Origin of the sequence: Halorubrum salsamenti, from assembly GCF_007671685.1 — an archaeon.
GTDB lineage: Archaea > Halobacteriota > Halobacteria > Halobacteriales > Haloferacaceae > Halorubrum > Halorubrum salsamenti.
This window is the reverse complement of sequence record NZ_VCNL01000005.1, coordinates 121,732-146,437: the sequence shown is the minus strand read 5'-3', so window position 1 is coordinate 146,437 and position 24,706 is coordinate 121,732. Positions and strand designations below refer to the sequence as shown.

Annotated in this window: 25 protein-coding genes; 10 read left to right on the top strand and 15 right to left on the bottom strand. The window is 62.6% G+C overall.

What is annotated here, in order from left to right; genetic code table 11:
• Position 1: 1 nt before the first annotated feature.
• Complete coding sequence (locus FGL94_RS14000) at positions 2 to 1,021, top strand: phosphate signaling complex PhoU family protein (protein WP_144926548.1); 1,020 nt, start codon at positions 2 to 4, stop codon at positions 1,019 to 1,021.
• 48 nt (positions 1,022 to 1,069) lie between these two features.
• Here FGL94_RS14000 and FGL94_RS13995 read toward each other — a convergent pair whose 3' ends face one another.
• Both FGL94_RS13995 and FGL94_RS13990 read right to left on the bottom strand, forming a co-directional pair.
• Positions 1,070 to 2,020, bottom strand: a complete 951-nt coding sequence (locus tag FGL94_RS13995) for a halo transducer protein (protein WP_144926994.1) — start codon at positions 2,018 to 2,020, stop codon at positions 1,070 to 1,072.
• 71 nt (positions 2,021 to 2,091) lie between these two features.
• Entirely contained in the window at positions 2,092 to 2,547 is a 456-nt protein-coding gene (locus tag FGL94_RS13990; protein WP_277752630.1) for an arsenate-mycothiol transferase ArsC, read from the bottom strand.
• Between the two features lie 373 nt (positions 2,548 to 2,920).
• Here FGL94_RS13990 and FGL94_RS13985 point away from each other — a divergent pair, with 373 nt between their 5' ends.
• Positions 2,921 to 3,340 carry a hypothetical protein gene (locus FGL94_RS13985; protein WP_144926542.1) on the top strand — a complete coding sequence of 140 codons (420 nt, stop codon included), beginning with the start codon at positions 2,921 to 2,923 and terminating at the stop codon, positions 3,338 to 3,340.
• Between the two features lie 255 nt (positions 3,341 to 3,595).
• Positions 3,596 to 5,761, top strand: a complete 2,166-nt coding sequence (locus tag FGL94_RS13980; protein ID WP_144926539.1) for an alkaline phosphatase PhoX — start codon at positions 3,596 to 3,598, stop codon at positions 5,759 to 5,761.
• 119 nt (positions 5,762 to 5,880) lie between these two features.
• On the opposite strand, the gene FGL94_RS13975 is transcribed toward FGL94_RS13980, so the two are convergent.
• From FGL94_RS13975 to FGL94_RS13925, 11 genes are read right to left on the bottom strand one after another with little or no spacing between them, the layout of a single operon-like run.
• Positions 5,881 to 7,149 carry a P-loop NTPase gene (locus tag FGL94_RS13975; protein WP_144926536.1) on the bottom strand — a complete coding sequence of 423 codons (1,269 nt, stop codon included), beginning with the start codon at positions 7,147 to 7,149 and terminating at the stop codon, positions 5,881 to 5,883.
• Positions 7,149 to 7,985 carry a HEAT repeat domain-containing protein gene (locus FGL94_RS13970; RefSeq protein ID WP_144926533.1) on the bottom strand — a complete coding sequence of 279 codons (837 nt, stop codon included), beginning with the start codon at positions 7,983 to 7,985 and terminating at the stop codon, positions 7,149 to 7,151. The genes FGL94_RS13975 and FGL94_RS13970 overlap by 1 nt, the downstream gene beginning before the upstream one ends.
• Positions 7,982 to 8,875, bottom strand: a complete 894-nt coding sequence (locus FGL94_RS13965; RefSeq protein ID WP_144926530.1) for a hypothetical protein — start codon at positions 8,873 to 8,875, stop codon at positions 7,982 to 7,984. Before FGL94_RS13965 ends, FGL94_RS13970 begins: the two co-directional genes overlap by 4 nt.
• A complete protein-coding gene (locus FGL94_RS13960) occupies positions 8,868 to 9,608 on the bottom strand; it encodes a molecular chaperone TorD family protein (protein WP_144926527.1) in 741 nt (246 codons plus the stop codon). The genes FGL94_RS13965 and FGL94_RS13960 overlap by 8 nt, the downstream gene beginning before the upstream one ends.
• 2 nt (positions 9,609 to 9,610) lie before the next feature.
• On the bottom strand, positions 9,611 to 10,426 hold the full coding sequence (locus FGL94_RS13955) for an ethylbenzene dehydrogenase-related protein (protein WP_144926524.1): 816 nt from the start codon (positions 10,424 to 10,426) through the stop codon (positions 9,611 to 9,613).
• Positions 10,416 to 11,516 (bottom strand): nitrate reductase subunit beta, encoded by a 1,101-nt coding sequence (gene narH / locus FGL94_RS13950; protein WP_144926520.1) that lies wholly within the window; start codon positions 11,514 to 11,516, stop codon positions 10,416 to 10,418. Before narH ends, FGL94_RS13955 begins: the two co-directional genes overlap by 11 nt.
• Positions 11,516 to 14,380: a nitrate reductase subunit alpha gene (locus FGL94_RS13945; RefSeq protein ID WP_144926517.1), complete on the bottom strand. Its 2,865-nt coding sequence runs from the start codon at positions 14,378 to 14,380 to the stop codon at positions 11,516 to 11,518. Before FGL94_RS13945 ends, narH begins: the two co-directional genes overlap by 1 nt.
• 7 nt (positions 14,381 to 14,387) lie before the next feature.
• On the bottom strand, positions 14,388 to 14,576 hold the full coding sequence (locus FGL94_RS13940; RefSeq protein ID WP_144926515.1) for a hypothetical protein: 189 nt from the start codon (positions 14,574 to 14,576) through the stop codon (positions 14,388 to 14,390).
• Positions 14,573 to 15,946, bottom strand: a complete 1,374-nt coding sequence (locus FGL94_RS13935; RefSeq protein ID WP_144926512.1) for a cytochrome b — start codon at positions 15,944 to 15,946, stop codon at positions 14,573 to 14,575. The genes FGL94_RS13940 and FGL94_RS13935 overlap by 4 nt, the downstream gene beginning before the upstream one ends.
• Complete coding sequence (locus FGL94_RS13930) at positions 15,946 to 16,626, bottom strand: QcrA and Rieske domain-containing protein (RefSeq protein WP_144926509.1); 681 nt, start codon at positions 16,624 to 16,626, stop codon at positions 15,946 to 15,948. The genes FGL94_RS13935 and FGL94_RS13930 overlap by 1 nt, the downstream gene beginning before the upstream one ends.
• Positions 16,626 to 17,198: a hypothetical protein gene (locus FGL94_RS13925; RefSeq protein WP_144926506.1), complete on the bottom strand. Its 573-nt coding sequence runs from the start codon at positions 17,196 to 17,198 to the stop codon at positions 16,626 to 16,628. Before FGL94_RS13925 ends, FGL94_RS13930 begins: the two co-directional genes overlap by 1 nt.
• A gap of 304 nt (positions 17,199 to 17,502) precedes the next feature.
• Here FGL94_RS13925 and FGL94_RS13920 point away from each other — a divergent pair, with 304 nt between their 5' ends.
• Together FGL94_RS13920 and FGL94_RS13915 are read left to right on the top strand one after the other, a co-directional pair.
• Complete coding sequence (locus tag FGL94_RS13920; protein ID WP_144926503.1) at positions 17,503 to 18,654, top strand: DUF3179 domain-containing protein; 1,152 nt, start codon at positions 17,503 to 17,505, stop codon at positions 18,652 to 18,654.
• Positions 18,651 to 19,262 (top strand): hypothetical protein, encoded by a 612-nt coding sequence (locus tag FGL94_RS13915; protein WP_144926500.1) that lies wholly within the window; start codon positions 18,651 to 18,653, stop codon positions 19,260 to 19,262. The genes FGL94_RS13920 and FGL94_RS13915 overlap by 4 nt, the downstream gene beginning before the upstream one ends.
• 41 nt (positions 19,263 to 19,303) lie before the next feature.
• Here FGL94_RS13915 and FGL94_RS13910 read toward each other — a convergent pair whose 3' ends face one another.
• Complete coding sequence (locus FGL94_RS13910; RefSeq protein WP_144926498.1) at positions 19,304 to 20,089, bottom strand: TSUP family transporter; 786 nt, start codon at positions 20,087 to 20,089, stop codon at positions 19,304 to 19,306.
• Positions 20,090 to 20,239: 150 nt separating this feature from the next.
• Between FGL94_RS13910 and FGL94_RS13905 the strand changes: the two genes are divergently transcribed.
• The 5 genes from FGL94_RS13905 (at position 20,240) to FGL94_RS13885 (ending at position 24,347) form a co-directional block, all read left to right on the top strand.
• Positions 20,240 to 20,755 carry a redoxin domain-containing protein gene (locus FGL94_RS13905; RefSeq protein WP_144926495.1) on the top strand — a complete coding sequence of 172 codons (516 nt, stop codon included), beginning with the start codon at positions 20,240 to 20,242 and terminating at the stop codon, positions 20,753 to 20,755.
• 399 nt (positions 20,756 to 21,154) lie between these two features.
• Positions 21,155 to 22,615: a dihydrolipoyl dehydrogenase gene (locus FGL94_RS13900; protein WP_144926492.1), complete on the top strand. Its 1,461-nt coding sequence runs from the start codon at positions 21,155 to 21,157 to the stop codon at positions 22,613 to 22,615.
• Between the two features lie 56 nt (positions 22,616 to 22,671).
• On the top strand, positions 22,672 to 23,232 hold the full coding sequence (locus tag FGL94_RS13895; protein ID WP_144926489.1) for a hypothetical protein: 561 nt from the start codon (positions 22,672 to 22,674) through the stop codon (positions 23,230 to 23,232).
• Between the two features lie 119 nt (positions 23,233 to 23,351).
• Positions 23,352 to 23,708, top strand: coding sequence for a DsrE family protein (locus FGL94_RS13890; RefSeq protein WP_144926486.1), 357 nt, complete (start codon positions 23,352 to 23,354; stop codon positions 23,706 to 23,708).
• A 72-nt stretch (positions 23,709 to 23,780) separates the two neighbouring features.
• Complete coding sequence (locus FGL94_RS13885; protein WP_144926483.1) at positions 23,781 to 24,347, top strand: NAD(P)H-hydrate epimerase; 567 nt, start codon at positions 23,781 to 23,783, stop codon at positions 24,345 to 24,347.
• 22 nt (positions 24,348 to 24,369) lie between these two features.
• Here the strand turns inward: FGL94_RS13885 and FGL94_RS13880 are convergent, their stop codons facing one another.
• Complete coding sequence (locus FGL94_RS13880; RefSeq protein WP_144926480.1) at positions 24,370 to 24,627, bottom strand: helix-turn-helix domain-containing protein; 258 nt, start codon at positions 24,625 to 24,627, stop codon at positions 24,370 to 24,372.
• Between the last annotated feature and the right edge of the window lie 79 nt (positions 24,628 to 24,706).

The window sequence follows — 24,706 nt, the reverse complement described above, 5'->3', positions numbered from 1 at the left end:
CATGGAGACCAGAAAGCTACAGGAGGTCGGCGGCGGCACGTTCACCGTCTCGATTCCGAAGGGATGGGCGACGAACCACGGCTTCGAGGTCGGCATGGAACTGCAGTTGTACACGCATCGTGACGGGTCGATCCTCATCCGGTCCTCGGACGCGGACGTCAACTGTCTGGACGAAGCAACGGTCGCTATCGACGAGGGTGGTACCGAAGCCGTCACGCGTGCCGTCCGAACGGCCCATGCGGTCGGGTTCGAGACGATAACGCTGCGCCGGACGGGTGCGTTCTCCGACGCGGAGCGCAAAGCCGTACAGTCGACGGTTCGGGACCTCGTCGGGACGAATATTCTCAGTGAATCGGATGCGGAGATTACGATCAGACACCTCTTGGACACGTCGTCCGTCTCCGTCTACCAGTCGATCGTACAGCTCCAGTACGTGGTTGTTTCGCTCCTCCGCGACGCGACGGCCGCGTTCGTTGACGGTGCTGACACACTCGCGAGAATCCGAGACCGTGCTGACGAAGCGCGCCGTTCCGCGGAGATGGTCACGCGGCACTTCTCGCGGTCACTGGTCTCGCACGCCGAGCTCGACGCGCTGGGTGTCTCCCGGCCCGAGCTGTTCGCCTACTACGCTCTCGCCCGTCGTCTGGAAACCGCCGCCGATCAGGCTGTTCGGATCGCGACCACCGGAGAAAAACTCCCCGAGGCGCCCGCAGACGCGGTGGCTGCGAACGTGTGCTCCGTGGCCGACGATATCGCGGGCGCCGTCGATGACGCGGTAACCGCCGTTCTCGACAGTGACATGACGAAGGCACGACGGGCGAGGGATCAATGTGACGACGCCGTCGAGGGTATTGAGTCGGTCGAGCGACGTTTATACGACGAATCCGTTTCGGGGTCGGTGCCCGCGGCCGTCGCTCTGTCGAACGCGCTCTCTCACCTGCGACGGGCGGCTGATTGCGGTCGCTACGTGGCCGACATCGCTGCGAGAACCGCGATCCGCACCGAAAACATCGATCTCTGACGGTCCGTGGCAGACGACCAATTGCTGTCGCTTCGGGGACGGCGTTCGCTACTCGATCGCGGGGCGGTGTTCTTCGACGACGGCTTCGACCTCGGTCCACGCGACCGGCGGTTCCATCGCTTCGAGCGCCTCGTCGAGCGCTGTCAGCTGGTCGTCGAACCGGGCGGTCCACTTGGGGTCGGCGTTCGCGGTGAGCTGTGCTCCGACGGCGTCGTGACTGGCCTGAATCTCGTCGAGCCGGGGCTCGATGTCCGACGGCGGAGCACCACCGTCACGCTCGGCCCACGTTCGAAGCGCCGCCAGTTCCGCCCGGAGATCCGCTATCATCAACGACGCGACACGGTGCCGAACCATCGCTGCAGCCCACGTGCGTGCCGTCTCGCTCCCTGGATCGCGGTCGTCGACAGCGAGGGTTTCGGCGACGTCGTCGAGTTCGCCCACTGACTCCGCGAGCGCATCGAGGTCGGCGGTGAGTTCCTCGACGCGGCGATCAGCGTCGGTGAGCCACTCCTCGAACGAGTCGAGCTCGAACTGGAGGTCATCGGCGGCACGTTGGATCTCGGTAGCAGCGCTCGTCACCCGTCTGATCCGTCGGGCAATCTCGAAGAGGTCGCCGCCCGCCTTCATGGCGAGTGCCTCCTGTATGGCGTCACCGAGTTCGTCCGCGCGGTCCTCGATAGCGTCGAGACGGGCGTCGAAGGTGTCGACGCGTGCCGACACGAGGTCTCGGCCTGAGACCGGAGCGGCCGCCTCTCGTGCGCTGTCCAGCTTTTCGCCCGCGAGCTCTACCCGTGTCTCGGCGGTCGTCGCTACCATCGACGCGTTCGCGACCGCGTCATCGACGGCCGCCCGGCGGACGACGCCGTCCCGTGCGACGATCGCGAGTGTCTCCCGAATCTCGTCGGAATTTGCCTCGTCAACAGTGACGCTGGCAGCCGCCCGCTCGACGGGCAGTCCGTCGAGCTTCGCTGCGTCGTCGTCGGATTCCGCTTCGGTCATGATCCGGTTGGGAGTTCGGTAGGGGCCTGCTGGCGTCGGTCGGTCGTCGACTGAGTTATTCCGCATCCGTGTCACTCCGCGGCCGCAGTTTTCGACAGGAGTTCATCGAACAGGGCGACGACACGATCCTCGATCTCGTCGCGGATATCGCGCACGTCCCCGAGAGACTGACCGTGTGGATCGTCGAGTCCCCAATCGCGGCTCTCGCCGTTCCACGTCGCCGGGCAGACGTCCGACGCCGAACAACCCATCGTGACGACCAGATCGACCGCCTGTAGCTCGTCGGGCGTCACTTCCCGCGGGGTTCGGTCGCCGAGTTCGGTGGTCAGTTCACGCATCGCCTCAACGACGACATCGTGAACGTGGTCGGCGGGCTGTGTCCCGCCGGTGATGATCTCGATTCGATCGCCCGCGTCACGCTCGTCACGTTCCCGCTCTGCGAACGCCGCCGCCATCTGGCTCCGTCCTGCGTTTTGGACACAGACGAACGCGATCCGGTGGTCCGGTTGAGCGCTGTGATCGGTCACGACTGGGTATGCGGGTGGTATCACCATAATCGTTACTTGGAACCGATATTGAGTGGTATAGAGCGGTATAGTGATCTGAACTCCGTTCCCGGCGTGGTCGGAAATAACTGCGAGCTCCGCGCCGTCCGAGTTGACAGGCCGTGGTTGGTCCAACCCCTTCGACCGGTTCACAGCGCCGACTCCCGTGTTATACGCCTTAACGGCCCACCGCGTAGGCTTCGACTTCGTGGACGCCTTCGAGTCGTTTCTGCGAGGCCGTTCTGTTGCACGCCTCAATGGCTTTCCGGATGGCTACGTGCCCGAGTAGGGGACTCCCAACGGCTATTGATAACTATTACCGAGGTTTATTGATGACCGCGCCGGAGCCACGCGTATGGCCTCGACAGAACGGATCGACGGGAAGTCGATCGGGACCCACCGGCAGTATATCATGGACGTTCGCATCGCCGAACTGGACGGCGGAGGCTACCGGTTTGAGGCGCCACGCCACGAGGGGATCGAGTTCTCCGATGCCGACATCGCCGAGCTCTACGCAGACATCTACTTTGACGTCAACGGCTTCGAGGAGGCGGGTACCGGTGATCGAGGCGTCCCGCCGATCATCATTCAGGCCGGCCGGGACACGCTTGCGGCGTATCTCCTCACGCAGCCGTACGCGGATCGCCAGTGGGTCGGCTCGTTCATGGGCGTCCAGCCCGGGAAGATCGAGCGGTACGTCTCGCGAGTTCAAAAGCGAGCGACGAACATCCGCCGGAACGTCACCGAGATCAACGACGTGGAGACCGATCTCTGAGAAAGACGGGGTAACCGGTTCTCGGCGAGACGTACGAAACGGTTAGGTTGACGGCCACCACCGGAAAAACGCTCATCTCGGAGGGGCGGCGCGTTTCTGACGGACGGGATACTGGAACATCGACAAAATCGCAGGGGAGGAGCCCGTTCCGAGTCGTCTCAGTTCGGTCTCCTATATAGGGATTATAAACACTCTGCACAGGACTGTTAACCTATTATAAACAGGTTTTACGCTGGTATGTGGTTTCGTAGTCGGATGGTTGATAAATCCAAGCGGCACCTGATGAAGGCCTCCATCGCCACCCTTGTCGGCGCGGGCGTCACGGGTGTCACAAGTGGAGCGGAGGATAGTTACCGGGGGTACAACCCCACGGACTCGACGGACGACGGTGACACGCAGACTACGGGGGCACCGAGTGTCGTCGGTGACCTCAAACGGTTCTCGACGACTGCCTTCGGCGCGGAGATGACCGGGCCGTTCGTCTTCGAGGACGGGTCGGTTCTGATCAGCGTCCAGCACCCGAGTCGCGACAACCCCGAACCGTACGACAAGGCTGGGGTCGGTTACTACAAGGGGTTCCGGTTCTCGTTCGACGGACGGAACGACGACTTCACCGAGTCGCCGGCGCCGGTCGAGGAACAACAGGACGGGGTCTTCGCCGCCGACAGCGACTTCGAGTATCTGATCCAGGAGCGAGACGCGATCAACGGCGGCTCCGAACGCTGGGGGATCACCCAGACGCCCACGGGGCGAGACGTCACGACCGAACACTTCGCGGGCACGACCTACGGTGACCCGGGGTACAATCCCGATGCCAACCATTTCGTCGCGACGAACGATGACGGGACCGAGGGGTACCTCTTCACGAACGACGAAAATAGCCCCGGCAACATCATGCGGACCCCGCTCTCGCAAAACGAGGGCGGCGAGTGGGAAGCCGATCCCGAAAACGCGATCAACACGGTCAACACGGACGCCTTCCGCGAGATCGGGGGGACCCGTATCAACTGCTACGGCGACCTCAGCCCGTGGCACACGCCGCTGTCCTCCGAGGAGAACTACGCTCACCCGCGCGCGAACCTCACGGGGACGATCGGCGATATCGTCGAGGCCGGCGACGGCGAGGGATTACGGGGAGCGGCCTACTTCTGGAACCGACCGAACCCCTCGCGGATCCAGACCGCCGTCAACGAGTACGACGAGGTCGACGGCTGGTACGTCCAAGGCTACTGGAACCTGACCGGCGTCGAGCACCTCGCCTACTACCTCGGCGCCGATCCGGTCGAGGCCGGCGACGGGAACTCACTCGAACCGATCGGAGACGAGTATCCCAACCCGTACCGCTACGGCTATCACGTCGACATCCGGAACCCGACGGGCGACCCGGCGGATCTCGAACCCGTCAAATACTACGTGATGGGCCGGGCGGCGTGGGAAGCGCCCGATATCCTGCCCGACGAGAGGACTGCCTACGGCTGCTCCGACGGCGACAGCAAGGGCATCTACAAGTTCGTCGCCGACCGGCCAATTTCCAGTTACCGTGATCCCATGGAGGTTGCGGGGACACTCTACGCGCCGAAGATCACTAACGACGAGGCCGCCTCCGGGAAGTCGCCGGCCGAAGTTCCCCTCGAAGTCGAGTGGCTCCCGATGGGACACGCCTCGAACCGAGAGATCGAGTCCTGGATCGCCGAGTACGACGACGTCACCCAAGCCGACTACCTCGAGAGCCACGCCGACTGGACCGAGGGCGACGAGGTCACCGAGGAGGTCCTCAAGCAGGCCGACCTCGAAGTCATCGCAAACGGCAATCAGAACTACGTCTCCGACGAGGAAATTCTGCAGTGGGCCGAGCAGTGCGAAGAGCGGGGTCCGGACGGCGTCGACGAAGAGCTCCGGCGGGTGCCTTTCATCGAGACGCGCGCCGCGGCCAAGGAGATCGACGCCTCCATCGAGTTCAACAAGGCCGAGGGCGTCGACAGCGTTGACGGCGCCAAACCGGGCGACTACATCTACTTCGGCATCTCCGAGTTCAACGACGACTTGGCCGGCCCGACCAACGACGGCGGCGACATCGCACTCGACCGCGTCGATGGCGGCGTCGTCTACCGCGCTGAGCTCGGACCTCGGTACGACGTCTCGACACTGGAGCCGGTCGTTGTCGGGCCCGACTTCACCAGCGAGGAGGCCATGAAAGACGTCGACGATTCGCTGCGCAACGTCGACAACGTCTACGCGATGCGCGACGGCCGCGTCCTCCTCTGCGAGGATGGCTGGCGCGGCGGTAATCGGAGTTACCCGAACGACGCGATGTACGTCTACGAGCCCGAAGAACCCGAGCGACGCGGGCCGCCAGGCGGCGATCCACCGGGACGCGACGACCCGCCGAGCCGCGGAAGCGGTCGCGGCAGCGATCAATAGATTCGATACTGTGACGGCCTCCCGAGGGTCGTCACTGTCGGGTTAACGGCGATCGGTGCGTCGATCGGGCCGCACCTTGGGAATCTTTTTTGATATAGGATCGTGGGTCCCCGAAATTGTTATGACGGACAGACGGTGCGTACCAGCCACGTTTCTGGGTTCTGTTTTTTAACCTCGAATCGATCAAGTGATTCGACGCTATCACTCAGATCGATGAGATGTGACTGTAACGGGGAGGGATCTCTATCACTGACGACGTACAGTGTTTCCCCCGCATTAGCCTCAGAGAAGTGAGTCTCGATAGCCTCGTATCGCGTTTCGGCATCCATGCCTCTGAGATCGATCGCCTCGGGCGGTGTGTCTACGGACCAGATCTCCTCGTATCGTTCGGAGACCGCGTCACCGAGCGACCGCAACGCCCCGGGCAACGCTTCGTCTGCAACCGTGGGGAACTCCTGGAACTGTTCGTCGAACGGTAACTCTGCCAAGATGGGTCTATTTAATGCACCTATCGGATCGCTATCACTGAACAGGTCGTGGGGTTCGCCGCAGTTCTCGCAAACGAATTCACCCATATTCGAGACGATACCGAGCACGGGGACGTCATTCTCCTCGAACAGTTGTAGCGAGCGATGCGTATCCGAGACCGCGGCGTGAAACGGAGTCGTCACGAAGACGACCCCGTCGATGGGTACCGCTTCCAACGTTGTCAGCGCGATGTCCCCCGTTCCGGGCGGGAGATCGATAACAATCGTCTCCGGATCGTGCCAACTCGTATCGTCAAATAACTCCGAAAGTGCGTCATGAGCCATCGCCCCGCGCCATGCTAGTGGAGCCGAATCGGACATCAACCCGACACTCATTATCTCGATCCCCCGTTTTTCGACCGGTATCGGGTTCCCGGTATCGTCGGAATGTACGGGACCACTCACCTCCAGTAGTTCCGGGACGTTGGGCCCGTGAATATCGGCGTCAAAGAGACCGACGGATTCGCCGGCCGCGGAGAGGGACCGAGCAAGCCCGGTTGCGATAGTCGACTTTCCAACGCCGCCTTTGGCACTGGCGACAGCAATCACACGATCTGCGGTACCGATCCCGGCTTTTCGATCAGCGGTGTCGGGCCGAGACGGGACCTGCTCAACGTGGGCACGTCGTACGCCCTCTACCTCGGAAGCCGCCTTGACAAGTGTGGCTGTCACTGATTCCGCCTCCTGTGGTGGGAAATCGTGTAAATCGACCTCTATGATGACGGTTCCGTCTGTCGTGTGGATATTCTCTATTAACCCGGCCTCGAAGACCGAGACGTCCGCCTCTGGGTCACGGACGGTCCGTAGTTTGGCTTCAACATCGTCCTGTACTGCCTCGTCGCTCGGGGCTTTCGATGACATTAGAAATCGGGTTTCTTGTTCAGTCGGTTTTTCGTGGGGTCTCCACCGGTCGCACCTTCCGTACCGCCAGTGAATTGCCGCCGGAACGCGCCCGGTTCCTCTTCGATTGATCGGGCGGCAGTCGATCTGACCACTTTCGGTTCGGACTCATCGTTGGCTATCTCACGGAGCCGGTGTTCGACGTCTTCACCGGGGATTCCCGCGAGTAAGTGTGCAGCCCACTCTCTGACACGCTCACTGTCGTCCTGTGTCTGTGACAATAGGATCTCCTTCGTATCGGTCCCCCGAAGCTTGAATAAGGATACAGCGGCGTTTCGGCGAACGGCGTGATGTTCGTCCGCAAGCGATGCCTCGATCGTCGTCGCGTATTGTTCTCTATCGATCTTGTCAAGCGCGATGAGCGCCTCGGAGCGAACCCATGGGTTCGGGTCCGAGAGTGTCCCCACGGCGGCCTCAGCGGCACGCTCGCCGCCGAGATCGCCGAGTGATTCTACCGAGAACTGCCTTACATCGGCGTCGTCGTCGGCTAACCCGATATTGATTAGCGCATCGAGGATGAGATCTGCGGCCTCTTCCTCTCCGAGAGCCAGAGCCGCTCGACGGCGGTCGACGATGTCCTCGGATTTGAGCGCGGTGATCTTTTCCGCTGCCTCCGTCCCGACGAGCGGCGATATGTCGGTCGCTTGTAACTCCCGCGGTGTCGCCTCCCCAATCGTAACGTCCCTGCTTACCTCGATGTCTTCTAACCCGTCGGATTCCTCACCGAAGCCGGGACTTTCCTCCGGATGAACACGGGGATCCGTCGGCCCATCGGTAGCCTCTTCGCGATCTCTCATGCAAACTCACCTCTCTGGTGGGCTAGCGCTTCCCGACACATAATCGATGTGAGGCCAATCACCAGCGCGGCTGCACTTGCAGGTGTCGTGGGGATGCCAGAGAACAAACACAGCACACAGCCGGCGACTGGAAGCGGGACACGGTTACGAACGGCCGACGTGAGAGCTGTTACCCCGCCAAGGACTGCGACAGCCACGACGAGGACGGGGATATTCGTTATCGAGAAGCCAACGAGAAGCGTCGCGCCAGTCACAAACGGGGCCCATGTCCCAACCGAAAGGACGCCTACAGCGGCGATGAGGCCAACTGAAACTGAAGGACGGTCGACCGGCATCTCAAGGCCGAGCAGCGCGATCGCAACCAGTGTGGCACCGACGCCGACCGCCTGTGCTCCACCGGGTGCGACTCCGACTGTCCCGCCTAACGAAACGGTAATCCCGAGAATCGCACTACCTACGAGCGGTACCTGTCGGTGGGACCCGGCGGTTACCTCCCGCTGGACGGCCCCGAATAGTGAGACGGTCCCGCCGATGATGACACCGAGGACGGCCGGTAACCCCGCTGCCGGTGAAATCGATCCGAGAATGACAAAGGCCGCGGTGAATAGAAGCCCTACTTTAACTAAAGAATTGTTGACGGTGAACGCGATCGCGCCGGCAGCCGCGAACAAACTGAGCGGAGTGATGATCGAAAAGAGACCGTCGAGGAGTGAGAGTCCGGACATCGGGTCAAACGGGAGGTTTCCAGCGATCGTGAGGCCGGTTTGTCCGAGAACTGACACGGCGGCGACCACCGCCGCCCCGACAACTACTGAACTCTGCTCGGTACGTAGGCGATCCACAACTGGATGCCCGTATGGGTCGGTTCCGGTCATCGGTTCGTTACTCATTGGTTGATCCGCCTCCGTCTCGGGCGGTCGGGGCGTCGACCCCTCGTGTCGCCAACTCTTCGATATCGGCCTTCGAAAACCGATCGAGGAAGTCGGCCGCTCGACCGAAGAGACCGGTACCCGGTTCGTCGGCCACGGCGTTCGCCAACCCATCGGCGAAAACCCGGAGATGCCGGTCGTGGAAGTCGATACGGGCGGCGGCGACCCCGGGATCAACGGCTGCTTCCCGCCGACAAAGGTAGCTCATGAACTCGAGTTCTAATTTGAGGTGATCGTGGTTGCGGCGAATCTCCGAGTCGACCTCACAGCCGAAAAACTCGTAGGCACGAGCTAAATCCACGTTTACTTCGTTCCACGAGATCTCCGACCGATAATCGGATTCGTACAGCGAGACGGGCGGCCCTCGGTTATTCATCGTGCCATCAGTCTTGTCGACGACCTCGGAGTACCCGATTACGAAGAGATCGTTGAATCTGGCTGATAGCGTTTCGTGGTCCTCAGATACGGTGAGATCCGGAGGGTCCACCGACAGCGTCGTTTGATCGAGGAGATCTCGACACTCCTCGGTTACTGCCCCATCGGCGAGCAGCGTATATAGGTCATCGTCGGGGTCGGTGAAAATCCGGCTGCACAGCGAGTATACCGCCCCTCGTGCACTCGGCTCCGGAGCAACTCCCTCAGGCAGGGTCGCTGGCCGATACGTGAGCATTTCAGGCGACTCCTCAGCAGCCATGGTCACTCACCACCCGTCCGTCGAATCCCTTCGATGGTCAAGAGAGTCGTAACGACGATCATGACACCGGCTACGACCCACAGGAACCTCTCGTAGGGTGGTGGGCCGGAACTCACGGCCAACCGGTGCCACTGGCTGGCTGACTTCTGTCCTGCGACTTCCATGTTCGACCCATTCCAGACGGCGAACGCAATATTGAGATCAGTGGCCTCACGTGGAATTGTCGTCCGGGCGTCGCCACGAGGGTCGAGCGGTCGAGTAAACATGACGTGCCACCGGCCGTTCTCGTACGCTTGTTCGGTGCGTAGCGTGCTTTCATTAACTGGCGTCGTAGTCCCAGGCCCGCCAGCGAGGAGCTCTTCTGAGTTTCCGCTGCCGGACCAGTACCAGATGTTCACCGGGTTCTCCGGGCTGCCCATCGCAATAGGGGGTTCTTCTTCCCCATCGGCAGGGAGCTGAATAGCGACGTTATCATCGAACTCACGAACGCTTGATTCGGACATATCTCGTGTCGGATCCGTCCACGACATTCGAATGCGGATCTGGCTGTTAGTGCGAACGGCCTTTACTTGGATCTGCTCGACAGTAACATCGTTGGCGGAGGGGACATCCGCACCCGCACTGCTGAGTGGGAGTGTCGCCGTTTGGATCTCCTCCCAACCACTTCCGGTTGGGGTTTCCAGTCCGTTGGTATTGTCAACGTATTCGACCGGGACTCCGCTTTCAGTTTGGGCTTCGGCGATCGGCGGCAGCAGTACTGCTGCCCCAGCGATAAGGGTGGCCAGTACACCGACCAGCAGGAGCTCGTTACGCTTCATTGAATACCTCCAACCGGTATTTTTCGGATCTGTCACTGTTCAGAAGCTCCATGAGTTCACTCTCGCCGCCGCGTCGAACCCGCTCTCGCTCTCGATTGATTGTGTCGAGTGCGTCATGCACTTGCGGGCCGAACAGCTCTTCGAGATACTCCCGTGGAATACGCTCCTCGTCGGTAGACTCACCGGCTTGAGTATGCGTCGGTGGCTCCTCGTCGGTAGACTCACCGGCTTGAGTATGCGTCGGTGGCGCGAACGGCGGGATGTAGTAGACGTTCGGCTCCGTGCGGAACTCGGGATGTAGCCGCACGGCGACTTCATACTCGTTAACTAGCTTGTGGATCGGTCCGTCTTCGTCATCGAGATATCCGACCATGCGAAGCTGTGGCGGACAGTCCTCCGCACACGCAGGTCCACGTACCTCACCTTCCGGACCCTCGCCCTCGATTCGGGGGTAGCAGAAGATGCATTTTTCCGATTTCTTCTTCATCGCGTTGTAGTAGACTTTCTTGTATGGACACCCCTCGACACAGTAGCGGTACCCCCGACACCGATCTTGGTCGACGAGGACGATACCATCCTCTTCTCGCTTGTATAACGCGGACCGAGGGCAGGCTTCCACACAAGACGGATGCGTACAGTGGTTGCAGATCCGGGGGAGGTAGAAATAATACGAGTTGGGATATTCGCCAGCGCCCTCATCTTCATCCCAGTTTGGTGCCCAATCGGCAGCGTCGTCCATCGGTCGGAGCGGTTCGTCGCTCCCCTCGTACATGATCTGTTCGTGGTTGAAATCCCACGGCGCGCCGTAATCGTCCTGCTCAGGGAGTTCCCCAGGCGTTCGTTCCTCTCCCTCGTCATCCCAGCCACCGCCTAACTCCTCCCAATCCTTCGGATATCCGGCACCGGGTTTGGTTTCCACGTTGTTCCAATACATATACTCGCGGCCACCGCTGTCCGTCCAGTTCGTTTTACAGGCGATGGTGCAGGTCTGACAGCCGATACACTTGTTCAGGTCCATCACCATTGCGACTTGATGATCGACTCCGTCCGCGAGATCGACGGTTTCGTTACGACTACTGTGGGAACTCATCAGTTGTCACCTCCGGGACCGTCTGCAACGTGCTCAACGTCGACGCGAACATCACTGTTGACACCAGTCGGGCCCCAGTAATTGGGTCGGAACTCAAGATGTTCGCCGGTGTCTTCCGGGTACTGAATCAGCTGTGTCGGCTTCATATACAGCGGCACGAGTGAATTGAAGTTCCCTCGCTCAGGGAACTGGAACCGTTCCCACGCGAAGTACATTCGCGCTGTGCCGGGTTCACCGCTCGGATACCGCTTTGCTTGCACCTCGATGCTTCCCAGATCATTGTATATCCGAACCGTATCGCCGTCTTCAATCCCCCGTGCTTCCATATCGTCGGGATTCAGGTGGACGACCGGTTCGCCCCGTTGCAGTCGGAGCATCTTCTCATTATCGCGCCACGTCGAGTGGATCGACCACCGACCGTGTGGCGTTGTGTAATTGAGTGGGTACTCGGACTTGTCCTGCAGTGTCGGTGGGTCCTTGTGCGTCGGCAACTCCTCCCCCAGTTCGAGATACCAGTCGTGATCGATATAGTACTGCTGGCGGCCGGTAAACGTCGGCCACGGATTTTTATCTTGGACGTAGCGCTGCCACGGGGTGTATGGTTCACCTTCGACGAGATCGGACGTCCAGTGGTCGCCGACTGCCGCGACCCGCTGTGGCTGCTCATCTATACTATCGAAGGTGATCTGTTCGTCGCTCTCGGACGGGTTCGTCTCCTCCGAGTTTTCGAGGATATACTCGGCAGCGGCCTTGTCGTCTTCTAAAGCGTTTGCTTCGTCCGTCTCCCAGTTCCGTACGTAATCGTCGTGGACCGATTCCAGGTCGATCTCCCTGTCGAACTGGCGATCCGCGATCGGCTCGACGTCGTCGCGTTCAGATGCGAGCTCTTGGATCTTGGCGGCTAATTCACGGAAGATCTGCCAGTCGGTTTTCGCCTCACCCAAGGGTTCGACAGCGGGCGTAAACGGATGGACGTAGCTGTGCATGTCCGTCATCGAGAGGTCGTGTTTCTCGTAGTGACTGGCCGTTGGCAGGACGATATCCGAATACAGCGCCGACGAATCCATGCGGAAATTGATGTCCACGACGAGGTCCAGTTTCGGCCAGAGCTGCTCTTCAACCGCCACGTTCCCCTTTGCTTGGTTGAAATAGTTGCCTCGCCAGATGAACATCACCCGCGGATCCGGCCGGGTGCCGTCCTCGCGTTCCGCGGGATACACTGGCATCCAGTCGTTATCGATGGCCTCCTGCACGCGTTGGCGCGTCTCCGGGTCGGCGTTTGCTAATACATCACAATGGTAATATGTCCACAGTGTCGTCGGGACATTGCGACCCGGAACGGGTGAATTTAATTTACTCCATCCCTCGTACGTCCAGATTTTCTCTTGGCCGACATAGTGATCCAGCCCAGTTCCTTTCCGGCCGAGATTCCCCGTGAGGGTGACGAGCAACTGGATCGCTCGGTTGCCCAGGTCATTGTGATACCAGTCGTTGACACCCTTCCCGTGGATAACCTTCGCGCGATCGGCCTGCGCGAATTCGCGAGCGACCTCCTGGTAGGTCTCCGACCCGACCGCTGTGATCTCGTGGACGACGTCCGGCGTGTAGTTCGACAGCTCGTCGAGCAAACGATTCCACACCGAGCGAACTCGGACCTCGTCGGCGTCCGCGGTCGAAATCGTTTCCTCGACAGCCAGCCGTGGGTCGAATCCGAGTTCGATGCTCACCGAGTCATCGTGTTGCCCGTCACGCATCCCGAGTGAACCCGGTGCAACCCGGAGGTCTCCTTCCTCGTCTCGCATGACAAAGACGTGATCGGGTCTATCGGCATCGACATCGAGGCCGGGGACCTCGCTTGCACGGAGGAACTTACCGGTGTCTTCTCTGACGAGCAGCGGCATGTCTGTCTGCTCTTTCAGGTGTGCTTCGTCATACATGTCCTCCGATACAATCGTCTGTGCCATGCCCAGAGCAAGTGCCGGGTCGCTCCCGGCGTCAGGGCTGAGCCAGTCGTCACAGTGGATCGCCGTCTGTGAGTAGTCCGTGAAGACGCCGACTCGTTTCGTCCCGTTGTACGCTGCGTCGAGGAAGTACTTCGCGTCGGGGATTCGCGTGACGTTGATGTTCGAACCCCACGCGATTATGTAGTCCGCGTGGTACCAGTCGGCGCTCTCGGCATTATCGGTCTGGGTACCCCAGGTGATCGGCTGTCCCGGCGGGAGGTCCGAATACCAGTCGTAGAACGAGTGAGCAACCCCTCCAAGTAACCGTGTCAGTCTGGTACCACTCGCGTACGAAACCGGTGACATCGCTGGGATGGGAGTAAACGCACTGATCGCATCGTACTCTTCGTCTTGGACGGTATCGATCACCTCTTCTGCGATCTCGGTGAGGGCCTCATCCCAACTGATCCGCTCCCATTTCCCCTCACCGCGTTCGCCGGTCCGACGCAGCGGGTGGAGCACACGTTGATCCGCATTGACGTAGTCCGAGTAACAGGCTCCTTTCTGACAGCCTCGTGGATTGGGGTTGGGAGAGTCCTCATCAAACACCGGGTAGTCCGCTGCTTGGTCCTCCCGCCAGATTTGTCCGTTACGGACGTACACTTCCCAAGAACAACTCCCGGTACAGTTGACGCTGTGTGTACTGCGGGCTTTCGAATCCCAATCCCATTGCTCACGGTAGAGATCCTCCCACTCCCGGTAATCGTACGATCCGATGGGGTCATCAACGATATCCAACCCATCCATCTGGAGGAAGCTCCCACCGGCTACGACACCGATTCCCTTGAGGAACCCTCGCCGTGATGTTTCAGCCACTTCGCTTGCGTCGTCTTGCTCGAACGTCTGATTGTTGTCTTGCATAGTTGTGTTACGGGGTCGTTATGACGACGGTGCTGACGCCGATAAGAACGCCAGCAACGGCTAGTAACATCCCTATCGGTGTTCCGCCACCGAGTTCGAGGCCGCCGGCAATGAGGCCGATACCGAGGAGTTTCGTTACTCGATCGAGCCAGCGATATTGTCGACCGCTCAGACCGGCTGCGGGAGTTCGACTCATTCTTCGTCCTCCGTTTTCCGTTCTCCACCGTCGGTTGTCGCCGTGCCTTCTGTGGGTGGATCGCTTCCGAAGCCACCCAAAACTGCGAAGGTCGCGAAGCCGATGAGAACCGGCGCACCGACCACCAGGCCGATCAGGTAGGGACGGAGTGCAGCGGTACTCATCCCGACCACATCAGAGAGAACGACGTCCATCCCGGCGATAGACGCCGCCATGATGAAGGTTATTCCGGCCATCCCGACAGCGGTCTGCCACGGACGCTCGGTGGGGTCCGCCGTGAAGTGAACCTGTTCGGAGGAGGAATCGATAAATGGCCATAGCGCGACGACCCCGAACACGATTCCCGGGAGCAACAGCCCACCGATGAACTCTGCACTGAAGTGAATCCCGAGGAGATCGAAGCTGAGCCACGAGGGGACGAGTTTCAGGAAGCCGTACCCCCACATCAGGAACCAATCAGGCATAATGAGTTCCGGTGTCGATGCGGGGTTGTTCGGGCCATACTCGGCGATATTGTGTACCGGGAGGAACCCAGAGAGAAGGGAAAGCGTCGCTAATGTGAGGAAAAACACGACCGCACTGACGGCCGCTTGGTTCGGAACCGCAGGGAGCCCCACGATTACAGTCCCGTCGTCGGCATCGACGGTTTCTCGCCCCTGGACATCTTCGTCACGTGCGGCTTCCGTGTGTTTCTGGCGAACGAGGATCGCCATGTGTACCGCTAGTAGCCCTGCGATAGCCAACGGTATCAACACTACATGGAAGAAGTACAGCCGCGGGATAGTCGAACTTGACGGGAACGATCCACCGAACGCGACGTTCGAAAGCCACTCGCCGAATATCGGAATGGAGAGTGTCACGTTGTATCCGATACCCACCGCGGTACTCGCGAACTCATCGAACGGGAGCGAATATCCAGTGTAAGCCGCTCCCATCGACAATCCGGCGAGACCAAGTCCGACCAGCCAGTTCGGCTCTCGCGGATTCCGATAGGCCCCCGTGAAGAACACCCGTAGCATGTGCAGTGCGATAGAGGCGATGAAGAGGTGTGCGGCCCAGTGGTGCATCCGGCGGATCAACATTCCGAAGGGGACGTCGTAGGTGATCTGGAGCACGCTGACGAATGCGGCCGGCATCTCCTCTCCCTGATACTGCATCACACTGCCTTGATACTGCGTCGCCGTCGTGCTCGGCTCGTAGAAGAACCCGAGGAACGTCCCCGAAGCGACGAGCAGTCCGAAACAGAACAGCGCGACTTCTCCCAGGAGGAAGGAGTCCTCTGCGGGGAACGCTTTCCCGAGGAATGACTGGGCCGCGCCGAGGCCAAATCGGCTGTCGAACCAGTCGTAAATATCATCGATACGGCTCATCAGCCACCTCCGGGGCCGATGGCCCCTTCGAAATCACCAGTGGCTATGAGATACCCTTCGCTCGCCAACGTGATCGGAAGCTGTGGTAACGCACGGGGCGGCGGTCCGCCGACGACAGTGGCCCCTGATAACGGAGCGAACAGCCCCGAATGACACGGACAGACGAGGGTGGTCCCCTCGCGATTGGCTACCATACAGCCGGCATGCGTGCACACTTTCGAGAAGGCGGCATATCCCGAGACAGTGAATTCGAGGTCCGTTTCGCCGCCATAGTCGTCCTCCGGAAACCGAACTAATAGCGTCGGAGCATCTTCGATTCCCGGTCGTGGCTCGGGGAAGACTGTAATTTGCTCACCTTCGTCTAAGCGGTCCTCTTGGATTCGGTTCCCGTCCCCATCGACAAGCGCGATACCGTCTTCATAAACCGGGCCGGAATATCCCGGATTGAACGCTTGACTCAGCCCTGCGAGCGGAGCAACGAGGCTACTTATCGCGGTCAATCCGCCGATCGTCGCCAGACCTTTGGCGTAATCACGACGGTGAAGTTCGGCCCGAGTATTTCGCCAGAAGTCTTGATAAATGGTCGGCTGGCTCACACCGGGCGAATCACAGCAACACTCAGTTTGTGAGTCAGTACCCGGATATTGCTGGTTAATAGCGTCCGGTATCTCATCACTCATCAATGGTCCCTCCGTTCGGCGACTTCGATGTGTGGCATAAACCACGCATAATACGACACCGTCAGTCCCGTCAGTGACATAAACATACCAAATGCATAGATACCGAAGTACTGCGTCCGGGCCAACGTCAGGTATTCACCGGTAAACAACGCGGAGAAAACGATCGTCAATACGGTCAGCCCACCCATTGCGATGAGGCCGATGAGCGAATCGCTCGGAGGATCGTAGCCGACAATCCATCGGTCCTCAGTCTCCATCCATTCGAGTCCGACTGTACCACCGTCGGCGGCAGTCGGACGAGCATCTCCATCGGGTCTCGCCAACTCGTTCATAAACCGATGGAAGAATGCCAACACTCCCAACAGTACGAGGAGTGCGATCCATACAATTACGCCCACCTGACTGGGTGATAGTTTCGACGGTGAGTCTACGAACCCCTCAACTGGACGGATATCTGTAACGCTTCGATCGATCTCTACATTTTCTGATGGTGGTTCTCCCTGTCCAGCGATAAACCACATTGGAACCAACACCGTCGCCACGAGGAGAATGAGAACAATTCGTTGTCTCATTCTTCGTATGTGTGTGATCGTGTCATTTGTACGTCCTCTGCGGTCGAAAACACCTGCAACCGGCGGGACCCGACGATTATCGGTATATTGCTGGACTCGTCTTGACAGGTGCTCCGTCCGCTCAAGTTTGATAGATAATGGCACGGTATAAATTATTTACGGCGAACATGTGAAGTATAATGGCACGGTCTAGTTATCGATCTCCCAGTTGGGCGTTCGAGGCCTCTCCGCTCGGCTGAACCGCCCGTGCGCTCTCGACGCACGATCTGAACGCCGTTAACATCCGTTGGCCCCAATTTGTTGTATGGTACCGATAGACAGGAGGGCGTTTCTCGGCACCTTCGGCGCCGGAATATCTGCGCTTTCGGGATGTCTCGGCGATTCGAACGCCGACGCCGAACCGGATCCGGCTGGTGACGGATCCGACGGAGGGTCCGGCTCGGCCGCCGGGGGACCGCCGACGGTCGAGCGGTCGCTACCGGCCGCATACACCGCCGACGAGCTTGAGGAGGCGAGCCGGTCCGGCGGGCCGCCGCCCGACGGGATCCCCGCGATCGAGGACCCGCAGTTCGCCGAGGCGACGGACCCGCCGGCGTCGCTCGACGACGGCGACCCGGTGTTCGGCGTCGTGCTCGACGGCGAGGCGAAGGCGTACCCGCAGTCCGTCCTCGTTTGGCACGAGATCGTCAACGATGTCATCGGCGGGACGCCCGTCTCCGTGACGTACTGTCCGCTCACCGGCACCGCACAGGGGTTCCACCGCGGCGGGACGACGTTCGGGGTCTTGGGACGGCTGATCAACGCGAACCTCGTCATGTTCGATCGGGCGACGGAGCGCTGGTGGCCACAGATGCTCGCGACGCGGATCACCGGTGACGACCCCGGAGATCACTTAGCGGAGTTTCAGGTCGTCTGGACGACGTGGGAACGGTGGCGGTCGGTTCACTCCGAAACGGTCGTTCTCACCGAGGACACGGGGTTCGCCCGGAATTACGGAACCGATCCGTACGGCGGGTACAATCCGCGAAGCGGGTACTACGCCAGCGACGGATTTCTGTTTCCGCCGCTCGCGGAGGACGACCGGATCACCCCGAAAACCGTCGTGGTCGGAATGCGGTCGGCGAACGGCGCCGTCGCCGTCCGCAAGGAGACGCTCCGCGAGGAGCGGCTCGTCGAGTTCGACGTCGGCGGCGTCCGCCACGCGGCCGTCTACGACGAATCGCTCGACACCGGGTACGTGTACCGAGTCGGGAGTGGCGGCGAGAGCGGTAACGGGAGCGAAGGGTCCGATGGCGCCGATGCCGAAGCGGCGACCCTCTCGTGGGGGGACGGGGACGTCGCCGTCGACGGCGACGTCCACGCTCCCGACTCGCTGCCGTTCGAGCGGGAGATCGCCTTCGACGCCATGTGGTTCGCCTGGTACGGCTACTATCCCATGACCGACCTCCACCAATGAGCGCTCGCAGAGCGAGCGCGGCGCTCCACGGCGTCTCCGGAGACGTCGCTGGCGCGGTGCGATTGACCCTCGGTCGCCGCGACAGCGCGGCGGTCGTCGTCGCCGTGACGATCGGCTACCTGTTGGCGTATCTCTGGGCCACTGGGGACCTGTCGCTTCGCACGGGGATCGACCCCGGCGTGCTCGTGATCGACGACCCTCTCGCGCGCCTGTTCGTCCGGACCGGCCCGACGTCGTTCGGCGCGATCGCGACGGTCGATACCGGCGTTATCCGGCTGCTTCTCTCGCCGGTCAACGTCGCGATCGGCACCGCCGTCGCCGGGCTCGTCGGGATCAACCTCGGGGTGACGTACCTCGCGATCCGGCGGCCCGAGGCGTGCGGGATCGGCGCCGGGTCGGGTCCTCTCGCGTCCGTTCCCGCCCTCCTCTCCGGGACGGTCTGTTGCGGTCCGGTCGTGCTGCTCGCGGTCGGCGTGCAGGCGACGGCCGTCGTCCTGACGGCGTTCGTCTGGCTGTTACCGGTCGGGATCGCGCTGCTTCTCGCCAGCCTCGTGTACGTCGCGACGAAGGTCGATCCGAGGCGGCCGTCGTCATCCGGTGGCGACTGAACCGGTGATCGCGGCGCAGAGACCGGGGTCATCGCCGCCAATCAGACGATTCCCGCGCCGCCGAGGGTCAGCCGGACGCCGATGAGCGTCAACAGTCCGAGGACGACTCCCCGACGGAGGCGCTCGCTCACGCGTCCGCGGAGTCGCTTCCCGACGGCGACGCCGGCGACGGCGGGGACCGCGGCGACGACCGACACGAGGGCGAATCCCACATCGGGATAGAGCCCGAGCGCGCCCGCAGCGACGACGCGCAGGCCGTTGATCCCGACGAACACGAGCGCGACGACGCCGACGAACAGGCCGTGCGAGAGGTCGAAGCTCCGGACGAACGCGACGAGTTGTACCCCGACGTTCGTCGCCCCGAAGAGGACGCCGGAGACGCCGCCGACGATCGCCATGACGTGCGGCGTGCCGGCGAGTGCCCGGTCGCTCACGCTCGGTAGCGCCGGGAGGGGGAGAGCGCGTTGGTTCGCCGCCACGAAGCCGAGCGAGACGACCCCGAGCAAGACGCGGAGCGGGGCTCCCGGGAGCCGTTCGAGTAGCGCCATTCCCGCGACGGTCCCGACGAGGGCGGCGACGAGCAGGGGAGCGAACCGGACTCCGCACGTGCGGAGCTCCTCGCGGGTGAGGTCCCGGACGAGCGCGACGTTCACGGCGAACATCGGGAGGATCATGAACGCGACGGCGGTGGCGGGGTCGAGCGTCGTCGCGAGGACCATCGTCCCGACGACGGCGAAGCCGAACCCCGCGACCCCGTTGACTGCGCCCGCGACCGCGACGACGAGGGCGATCGTCGCCACCAGTTCGGCCGAGAGCGCCAGGGTCATACCGCCGAGACGGGACGGTCATTGATAAATAGCCGTTGGGTGTGCGACGCGAGGGCACGCACGGCGACCGCCGTCGACGCGTTAGGCATGTGTGTAGTTCTCCCGCACGATCGGCTGAGGCTCATATCGCTCGGCCGCCGTGTTTTAACTATGCTCCAAGCCGGACAAACGGCGCCGACGTTCGAGCTCCCCGGAGCGGGGGGCGGGCGGATCGACACGCACGGGCTTGCCGAGTACACCGATAACGGGTGGGCCGTGGTGGTGGTGTTCTACCCGTTCGACTTCCATCCGGTGTGTACCAGCCAGATGTGTACCTTGCGGGACAGCGAGACGCTGTCGCTGCTGGAGAACACCGTCGTGCTCGGGATCTCCACGGACGGCGTCTACAGCCACCGCGCGTTCGCCGCGCAGCACCGGATCGATTTCCCGCTGCTCTCGGACAGCGACGGACGCGTCGCCGAGGCGTACGGGGTACGCGCCGACGAGATAGACGACCACCGCGGGGTCGCGCGCTCGGCGGTCTTCGTGGTCGCTCCCGACCGTACCGTCCAGTACGCGTGGCGAAGCGAGGAGCCGGCCGACGAACCGGAGTTGGAGGCCGTGGAACACGCCGCGCAGTGCCACGGTGACGAATGCGAACTGCCGGACGGGAAGTCGTATCTGTGAGGTCTCCCGTCGGCTCGCCGGCGCGAGTAACACACCATGTTGATCAGACTCACAGGACTGATCGCGACCCTCGTCATGACGATGTTCATGATGGCGGTGGGAGACGACTCGCCGCCACCGACGGCCGCGCTCTGGGCGAAGTACGTCGGGGACGAGAGTCGCGTTCGCGGTCGGCGCGACCGCGCTGGCGCTCGACGTCGGCGCCGGCGTCCTCGTCGGAAGCGTGCTCTGAGGCCTCGCCTTCGGGCTCGTTCTGATGGTCGGCGGGATGGTCTTCTGGATGCGGATCGTCCTCGCGACGACGTTCGGCGTGTAGAGACCGCCGCCCCCGATCACCGCGGCCGTGTGCCGGAGACGCCATTACGGGCTTTGATGTCGCTGGCCGCCGTCGGCCGGCCCATGCAGGAGTTCGACTTCCTCGTAATCGGGTCGGGATCGGGACTGGACGTGGCGAACGCGATGGCCGGACGGGAGAACTCGGTCGCGGTCGTCGAGGAGGGGCGGCTCGGCGGGACCTGCCTCAACCGCGGCTGTATCCCCTCGAAACGCCTCCTCTATCACGCCGACGTGATGGAGACGATCGAGGGCGCCGACGCGTTCGAGATCGACGCCGAGGTGACCGACGTCGACTTCGCGGAGATCGTCCGGAAGGTCACCGAGGACGTTTCGGGCAGCTCCGAGTCGATCCGACGTGGGCTCACGTCCTCGAACGTCCACGACCTGTTCTCGGGGACCGGGCAGTTCGTCGACGACCGCACGGTCGAGATCGTCGACGGCGACGACGAGGGCGCCACGCTTCGGGCCGACACCGTCCTCGTCGCCACCGGCACGCGCCCCTCGATCCCGCCGATCGACGGGATCGAGGACGTGGACTACCTCACGAGTACGGAGGCGCTCCGGCTGGAGTCGCCGCCCGACCGCCTCGTGATCGTCGGCGGCGGGTACATCGCGGCGGAGCTCGGCCACTTCTTCGGGACGTTCGGCACCGACGTGACGATCGTCGGCCGGCGCGAGCACCTCCTCCCGGAGGCGGACGAGGAGGTCGGCGAGGCGTTCACCGACCGCTACGCCGACCGGTTCGACGTGTACACCGGGTACGAGGCCGGCGCGGCCGACGAGGCCGACGGCGAGGTGACCGTCGAGGCCCGCCCGTACCCCGAGGCGGACTCGGTCCGCGCGGGCGGCGAGACCGTCGGCGCGCCCGACGAGGCCGAGGACGTGACCGTCACGGGCGACGCGCTGCTGGTCGCGGCGGGCCGCCGCCCGAACACCGACGCCCTCGATCTCGACGCGACCGGCGTCGAGACCGACGCGGCCGGCTTCGTCGAGACCGACGAGTACCTCCGGACGGACGCCGAGGGGGTGTGGGCGCTCGGCGACGTGGTCGGCGAGTACCTGCTCAAACACAGCGCGAACCACGAGGCGAAGGCCGTGATCCGGAACCTGCTCGGTGACGAGCCGGAGCCGGTCGATTACTCGGCGATGCCGTTCGCGGTGTTCGCCTCCCCCGAGGTAGCGGGAGTCGGAGCGCGTGAGCAGGACCTCCGCGCGGCCGACGTCGAGTACGCCACCAACACGTACGCGTACGACGAGACGGCCCGCGGGAGCGCGATGCGCGCCGACGGCTTCGTGAAGGTTCTCATCGACCTCGACGGGAACATCGAGGGCTGTCACATCGTCGGTCCCGAGGCGTCGAACCTGATCGAGGAGGTCGTCGTCGCGATGACCGCGGGCTCGGGGACGGTCGCGGACATCCGCGAGGCGGTCCATATCCACCCCGCGCTCTCCGAGGTCGTCGATCGGGCCTTCTCGGGGCAGTTCTCGCGGGGCGGCGGACACGACCACCACCATCACGGGTGAGCGCGGGGACCGTCCATCGGCAGTGAGCTTTTTCGCCTCAGCGCCGAATCGGTTCCATGGTCAGGCAGGAACTCCTCTCTCGCCGTCGACTGCTGGCCGGTCTCACGAGCGGACCCGCGCTCGTCGCGCTGTCCGGCTGCACCGGCGACGGCGGCTCCGACCCGACGACCGACGACTCCGACAGCGAGGACGGAACGGAATCGGACAGCGAGGACGGTTCTACGGTGGAATCGCCCGCCGGAGGCGACATCGACCTCCGGGAGGCGAACGTCGTTGCTGTCGCGTTCGAGGAGACGGACGGGGGGCACGCCTTCGACGTGACACTCCATCACGACGACGGCGGCGAGGAGGGGTACGCGAACTGGTGGCAGATCGAGCGGCTCGACGGGACGCGACTCGGTCGGCGGGAGCTGCTTCACGCGCACTCCGAGCAGCCGTTCACGCGGTCCGAGACGGTCGACGTCCCCGACGATGTGTCCTGCCTTGTCGTCCGCGGTCACGATCAGACGCACGGGTACGGCGGGGTCGCCGCCGCGGTCGACCTCGACGGCGGCGCGGTCCGGCGAGTCGATCAGGGGTCCGATCCGCGCACGTTCGACGCGAGCGACTGTCCGTGACACACCGACCTACCGTGGCGGGCTCGACGGACAGTGGTACGTCATCGCATGTCGAATCGGCGTGCCAGACACACACCCGCGGATGGGTTATCTACGGGTGGCACTCGTAAATGAACACGATGGCAAAAGCAGCAATCGTGATTCTCGCCGGCAACGAATCGCACTCCGACTACGGTCGCCTCGCGAACGCGCTTGAGGCCGCGAAGGAGTTCGCCGAGACCGAGGGCGACGAGGTGGAACTCATCTTCGACGGCGCCGGGACCCAGTGGATCCCGGAGCTCGAAGACGAGGAGAGCGACTACCACGAGCTCTACCAGGCGGTCCGCGACGACGCCGCGGTCTGTGACTTCTGTTCCGGTGCGTTCGGCGTCGAGGACGCCGTCGCCGACTCCGGACTCGTCACCCTCGACGAGTACGACGGCCACCCGAGCATCCGTTCGCTCGTCGACGACGACTACGAGATCATCACGTTCTGAGCGGTCGCAGCCGGTCTCACCGCCTCGGAGACGGCCTCACCGTTTTTGCACACCGGTTTCGAACGGCCACGCGTGGACGCGTCCACCCCCGTCTGTCCGGACGGTCGCCCCGTGACGGCGGTCACGACTGAGGAGACGCGAGCGATCGACCGCGTCGCTGTCGAAGCGGTCGGCCTCGATCTCCCTCGGATGATGGAACACGCCGGTCGGGGACTCGCCGAGGCGGTGATTGCTCATCGGACCGGCGGCCCAGTCACCGTGCTCGCCGGTAACGGCGGGAACGGTAACGACGGCCTGGCGTGTGCTCGCCACCCCGCGAACCGAGGCCTCGCTGTCCGAGTCGTCCTCGATCGGGATCCAGCCGGGATCGGTGACGTCACCGCGGAACGGCTCCGGATCTTCGAGGCGATAGACGTGCCGATCGAAGCGACCGACTGCGCCCCCGACCCCGGCATCGACGCGGCGGGATCGGTCGTCTCGCTCGACGTTCCCTCCGGCACGAACGGGATGACCGGCGGAGCATCGGGCGTCGCGGTCGATCCACGGATGTCGCTTGCTGTTGCGCTCCGAACACCCCCGTCTGGGAATGGCTACCGGGTGTACAGCGGGACGTACGACCGCGAAACGGGCCGTGAGTAGCGGGCGTCAGGGCCCGCGTCGCTCAAGGTTCCAGCTCGAGCGAGTAGATCCGCTTTCGGGCGTCGACGAACGAGATCCGTGACGAGACCATCTCGGCCTCTTCGAGCTGATCGAGCGCGTATCGAACGGTCCGCGGGGGAAGTAGCGTCGACTCGGCGAGGGCCGACTGCGTGCTCTCGCCCTCGTACTCGAGGGTCTTCGCGACCAGTTTCGCACTGGGCGAGAGGTCGCGGAGTTCAGTGGGCGCCGATCGCGCCGAAATAGTGGTTTCGTCCGGCATTACGCGTGGAGATAGCCACACGATCCTATTAATTGCCGAGCGATCGTGCGTGTGTTTCACACAGGCGAGGATCGCGATC

Bases quoted from the DNA above. Each gene is read 5' to 3' on its own strand.
- FGL94_RS14000 (WP_144926548.1), top strand. From the start codon at position 2: ATGGAGACCAGAAAGCTACAGGAGGTCGGCGGCGGCACGTTCACCGTC.
- FGL94_RS13995 (WP_144926994.1), bottom strand. From the start codon at position 2,020: ATGACCGAAGCGGAATCCGACGACGACGCAGCGAAGCTCGACGGACTG.
- FGL94_RS13985 (WP_144926542.1), top strand. From the start codon at position 2,921: ATGGCCTCGACAGAACGGATCGACGGGAAGTCGATCGGGACCCACCGG.
- FGL94_RS13980 (WP_144926539.1), top strand. From the start codon at position 3,596: ATGGTTGATAAATCCAAGCGGCACCTGATGAAGGCCTCCATCGCCACC.
- FGL94_RS13975 (WP_144926536.1), bottom strand. From the start codon at position 7,149: ATGTCATCGAAAGCCCCGAGCGACGAGGCAGTACAGGACGATGTTGAA.
- FGL94_RS13970 (WP_144926533.1), bottom strand. From the start codon at position 7,985: ATGAGAGATCGCGAAGAGGCTACCGATGGGCCGACGGATCCCCGTGTT.
- FGL94_RS13965 (WP_144926530.1), bottom strand. From the start codon at position 8,875: ATGAGTAACGAACCGATGACCGGAACCGACCCATACGGGCATCCAGTT.
- FGL94_RS13960 (WP_144926527.1), bottom strand. From the start codon at position 9,608: ATGGCTGCTGAGGAGTCGCCTGAAATGCTCACGTATCGGCCAGCGACC.
- FGL94_RS13955 (WP_144926524.1), bottom strand. From the start codon at position 10,426: ATGAAGCGTAACGAGCTCCTGCTGGTCGGTGTACTGGCCACCCTTATC.
- narH (WP_144926520.1), bottom strand. From the start codon at position 11,516: ATGAGTTCCCACAGTAGTCGTAACGAAACCGTCGATCTCGCGGACGGA.
- FGL94_RS13945 (WP_144926517.1), bottom strand. From the start codon at position 14,380: ATGCAAGACAACAATCAGACGTTCGAGCAAGACGACGCAAGCGAAGTG.
- FGL94_RS13940 (WP_144926515.1), bottom strand. From the start codon at position 14,576: ATGAGTCGAACTCCCGCAGCCGGTCTGAGCGGTCGACAATATCGCTGG.
- FGL94_RS13935 (WP_144926512.1), bottom strand. From the start codon at position 15,946: ATGAGCCGTATCGATGATATTTACGACTGGTTCGACAGCCGATTTGGC.
- FGL94_RS13930 (WP_144926509.1), bottom strand. From the start codon at position 16,626: ATGAGTGATGAGATACCGGACGCTATTAACCAGCAATATCCGGGTACT.
- FGL94_RS13925 (WP_144926506.1), bottom strand. From the start codon at position 17,198: ATGAGACAACGAATTGTTCTCATTCTCCTCGTGGCGACGGTGTTGGTT.
- FGL94_RS13920 (WP_144926503.1), top strand. From the start codon at position 17,503: ATGGTACCGATAGACAGGAGGGCGTTTCTCGGCACCTTCGGCGCCGGA.
- FGL94_RS13915 (WP_144926500.1), top strand. From the start codon at position 18,651: ATGAGCGCTCGCAGAGCGAGCGCGGCGCTCCACGGCGTCTCCGGAGAC.
- FGL94_RS13910 (WP_144926498.1), bottom strand. From the start codon at position 20,089: ATGACCCTGGCGCTCTCGGCCGAACTGGTGGCGACGATCGCCCTCGTC.
- FGL94_RS13905 (WP_144926495.1), top strand. From the start codon at position 20,240: ATGCTCCAAGCCGGACAAACGGCGCCGACGTTCGAGCTCCCCGGAGCG.
- FGL94_RS13900 (WP_144926492.1), top strand. From the start codon at position 21,155: ATGCAGGAGTTCGACTTCCTCGTAATCGGGTCGGGATCGGGACTGGAC.
- FGL94_RS13895 (WP_144926489.1), top strand. From the start codon at position 22,672: ATGGTCAGGCAGGAACTCCTCTCTCGCCGTCGACTGCTGGCCGGTCTC.
- FGL94_RS13890 (WP_144926486.1), top strand. From the start codon at position 23,352: ATGGCAAAAGCAGCAATCGTGATTCTCGCCGGCAACGAATCGCACTCC.
- FGL94_RS13880 (WP_144926480.1), bottom strand. From the start codon at position 24,627: ATGCCGGACGAAACCACTATTTCGGCGCGATCGGCGCCCACTGAACTC.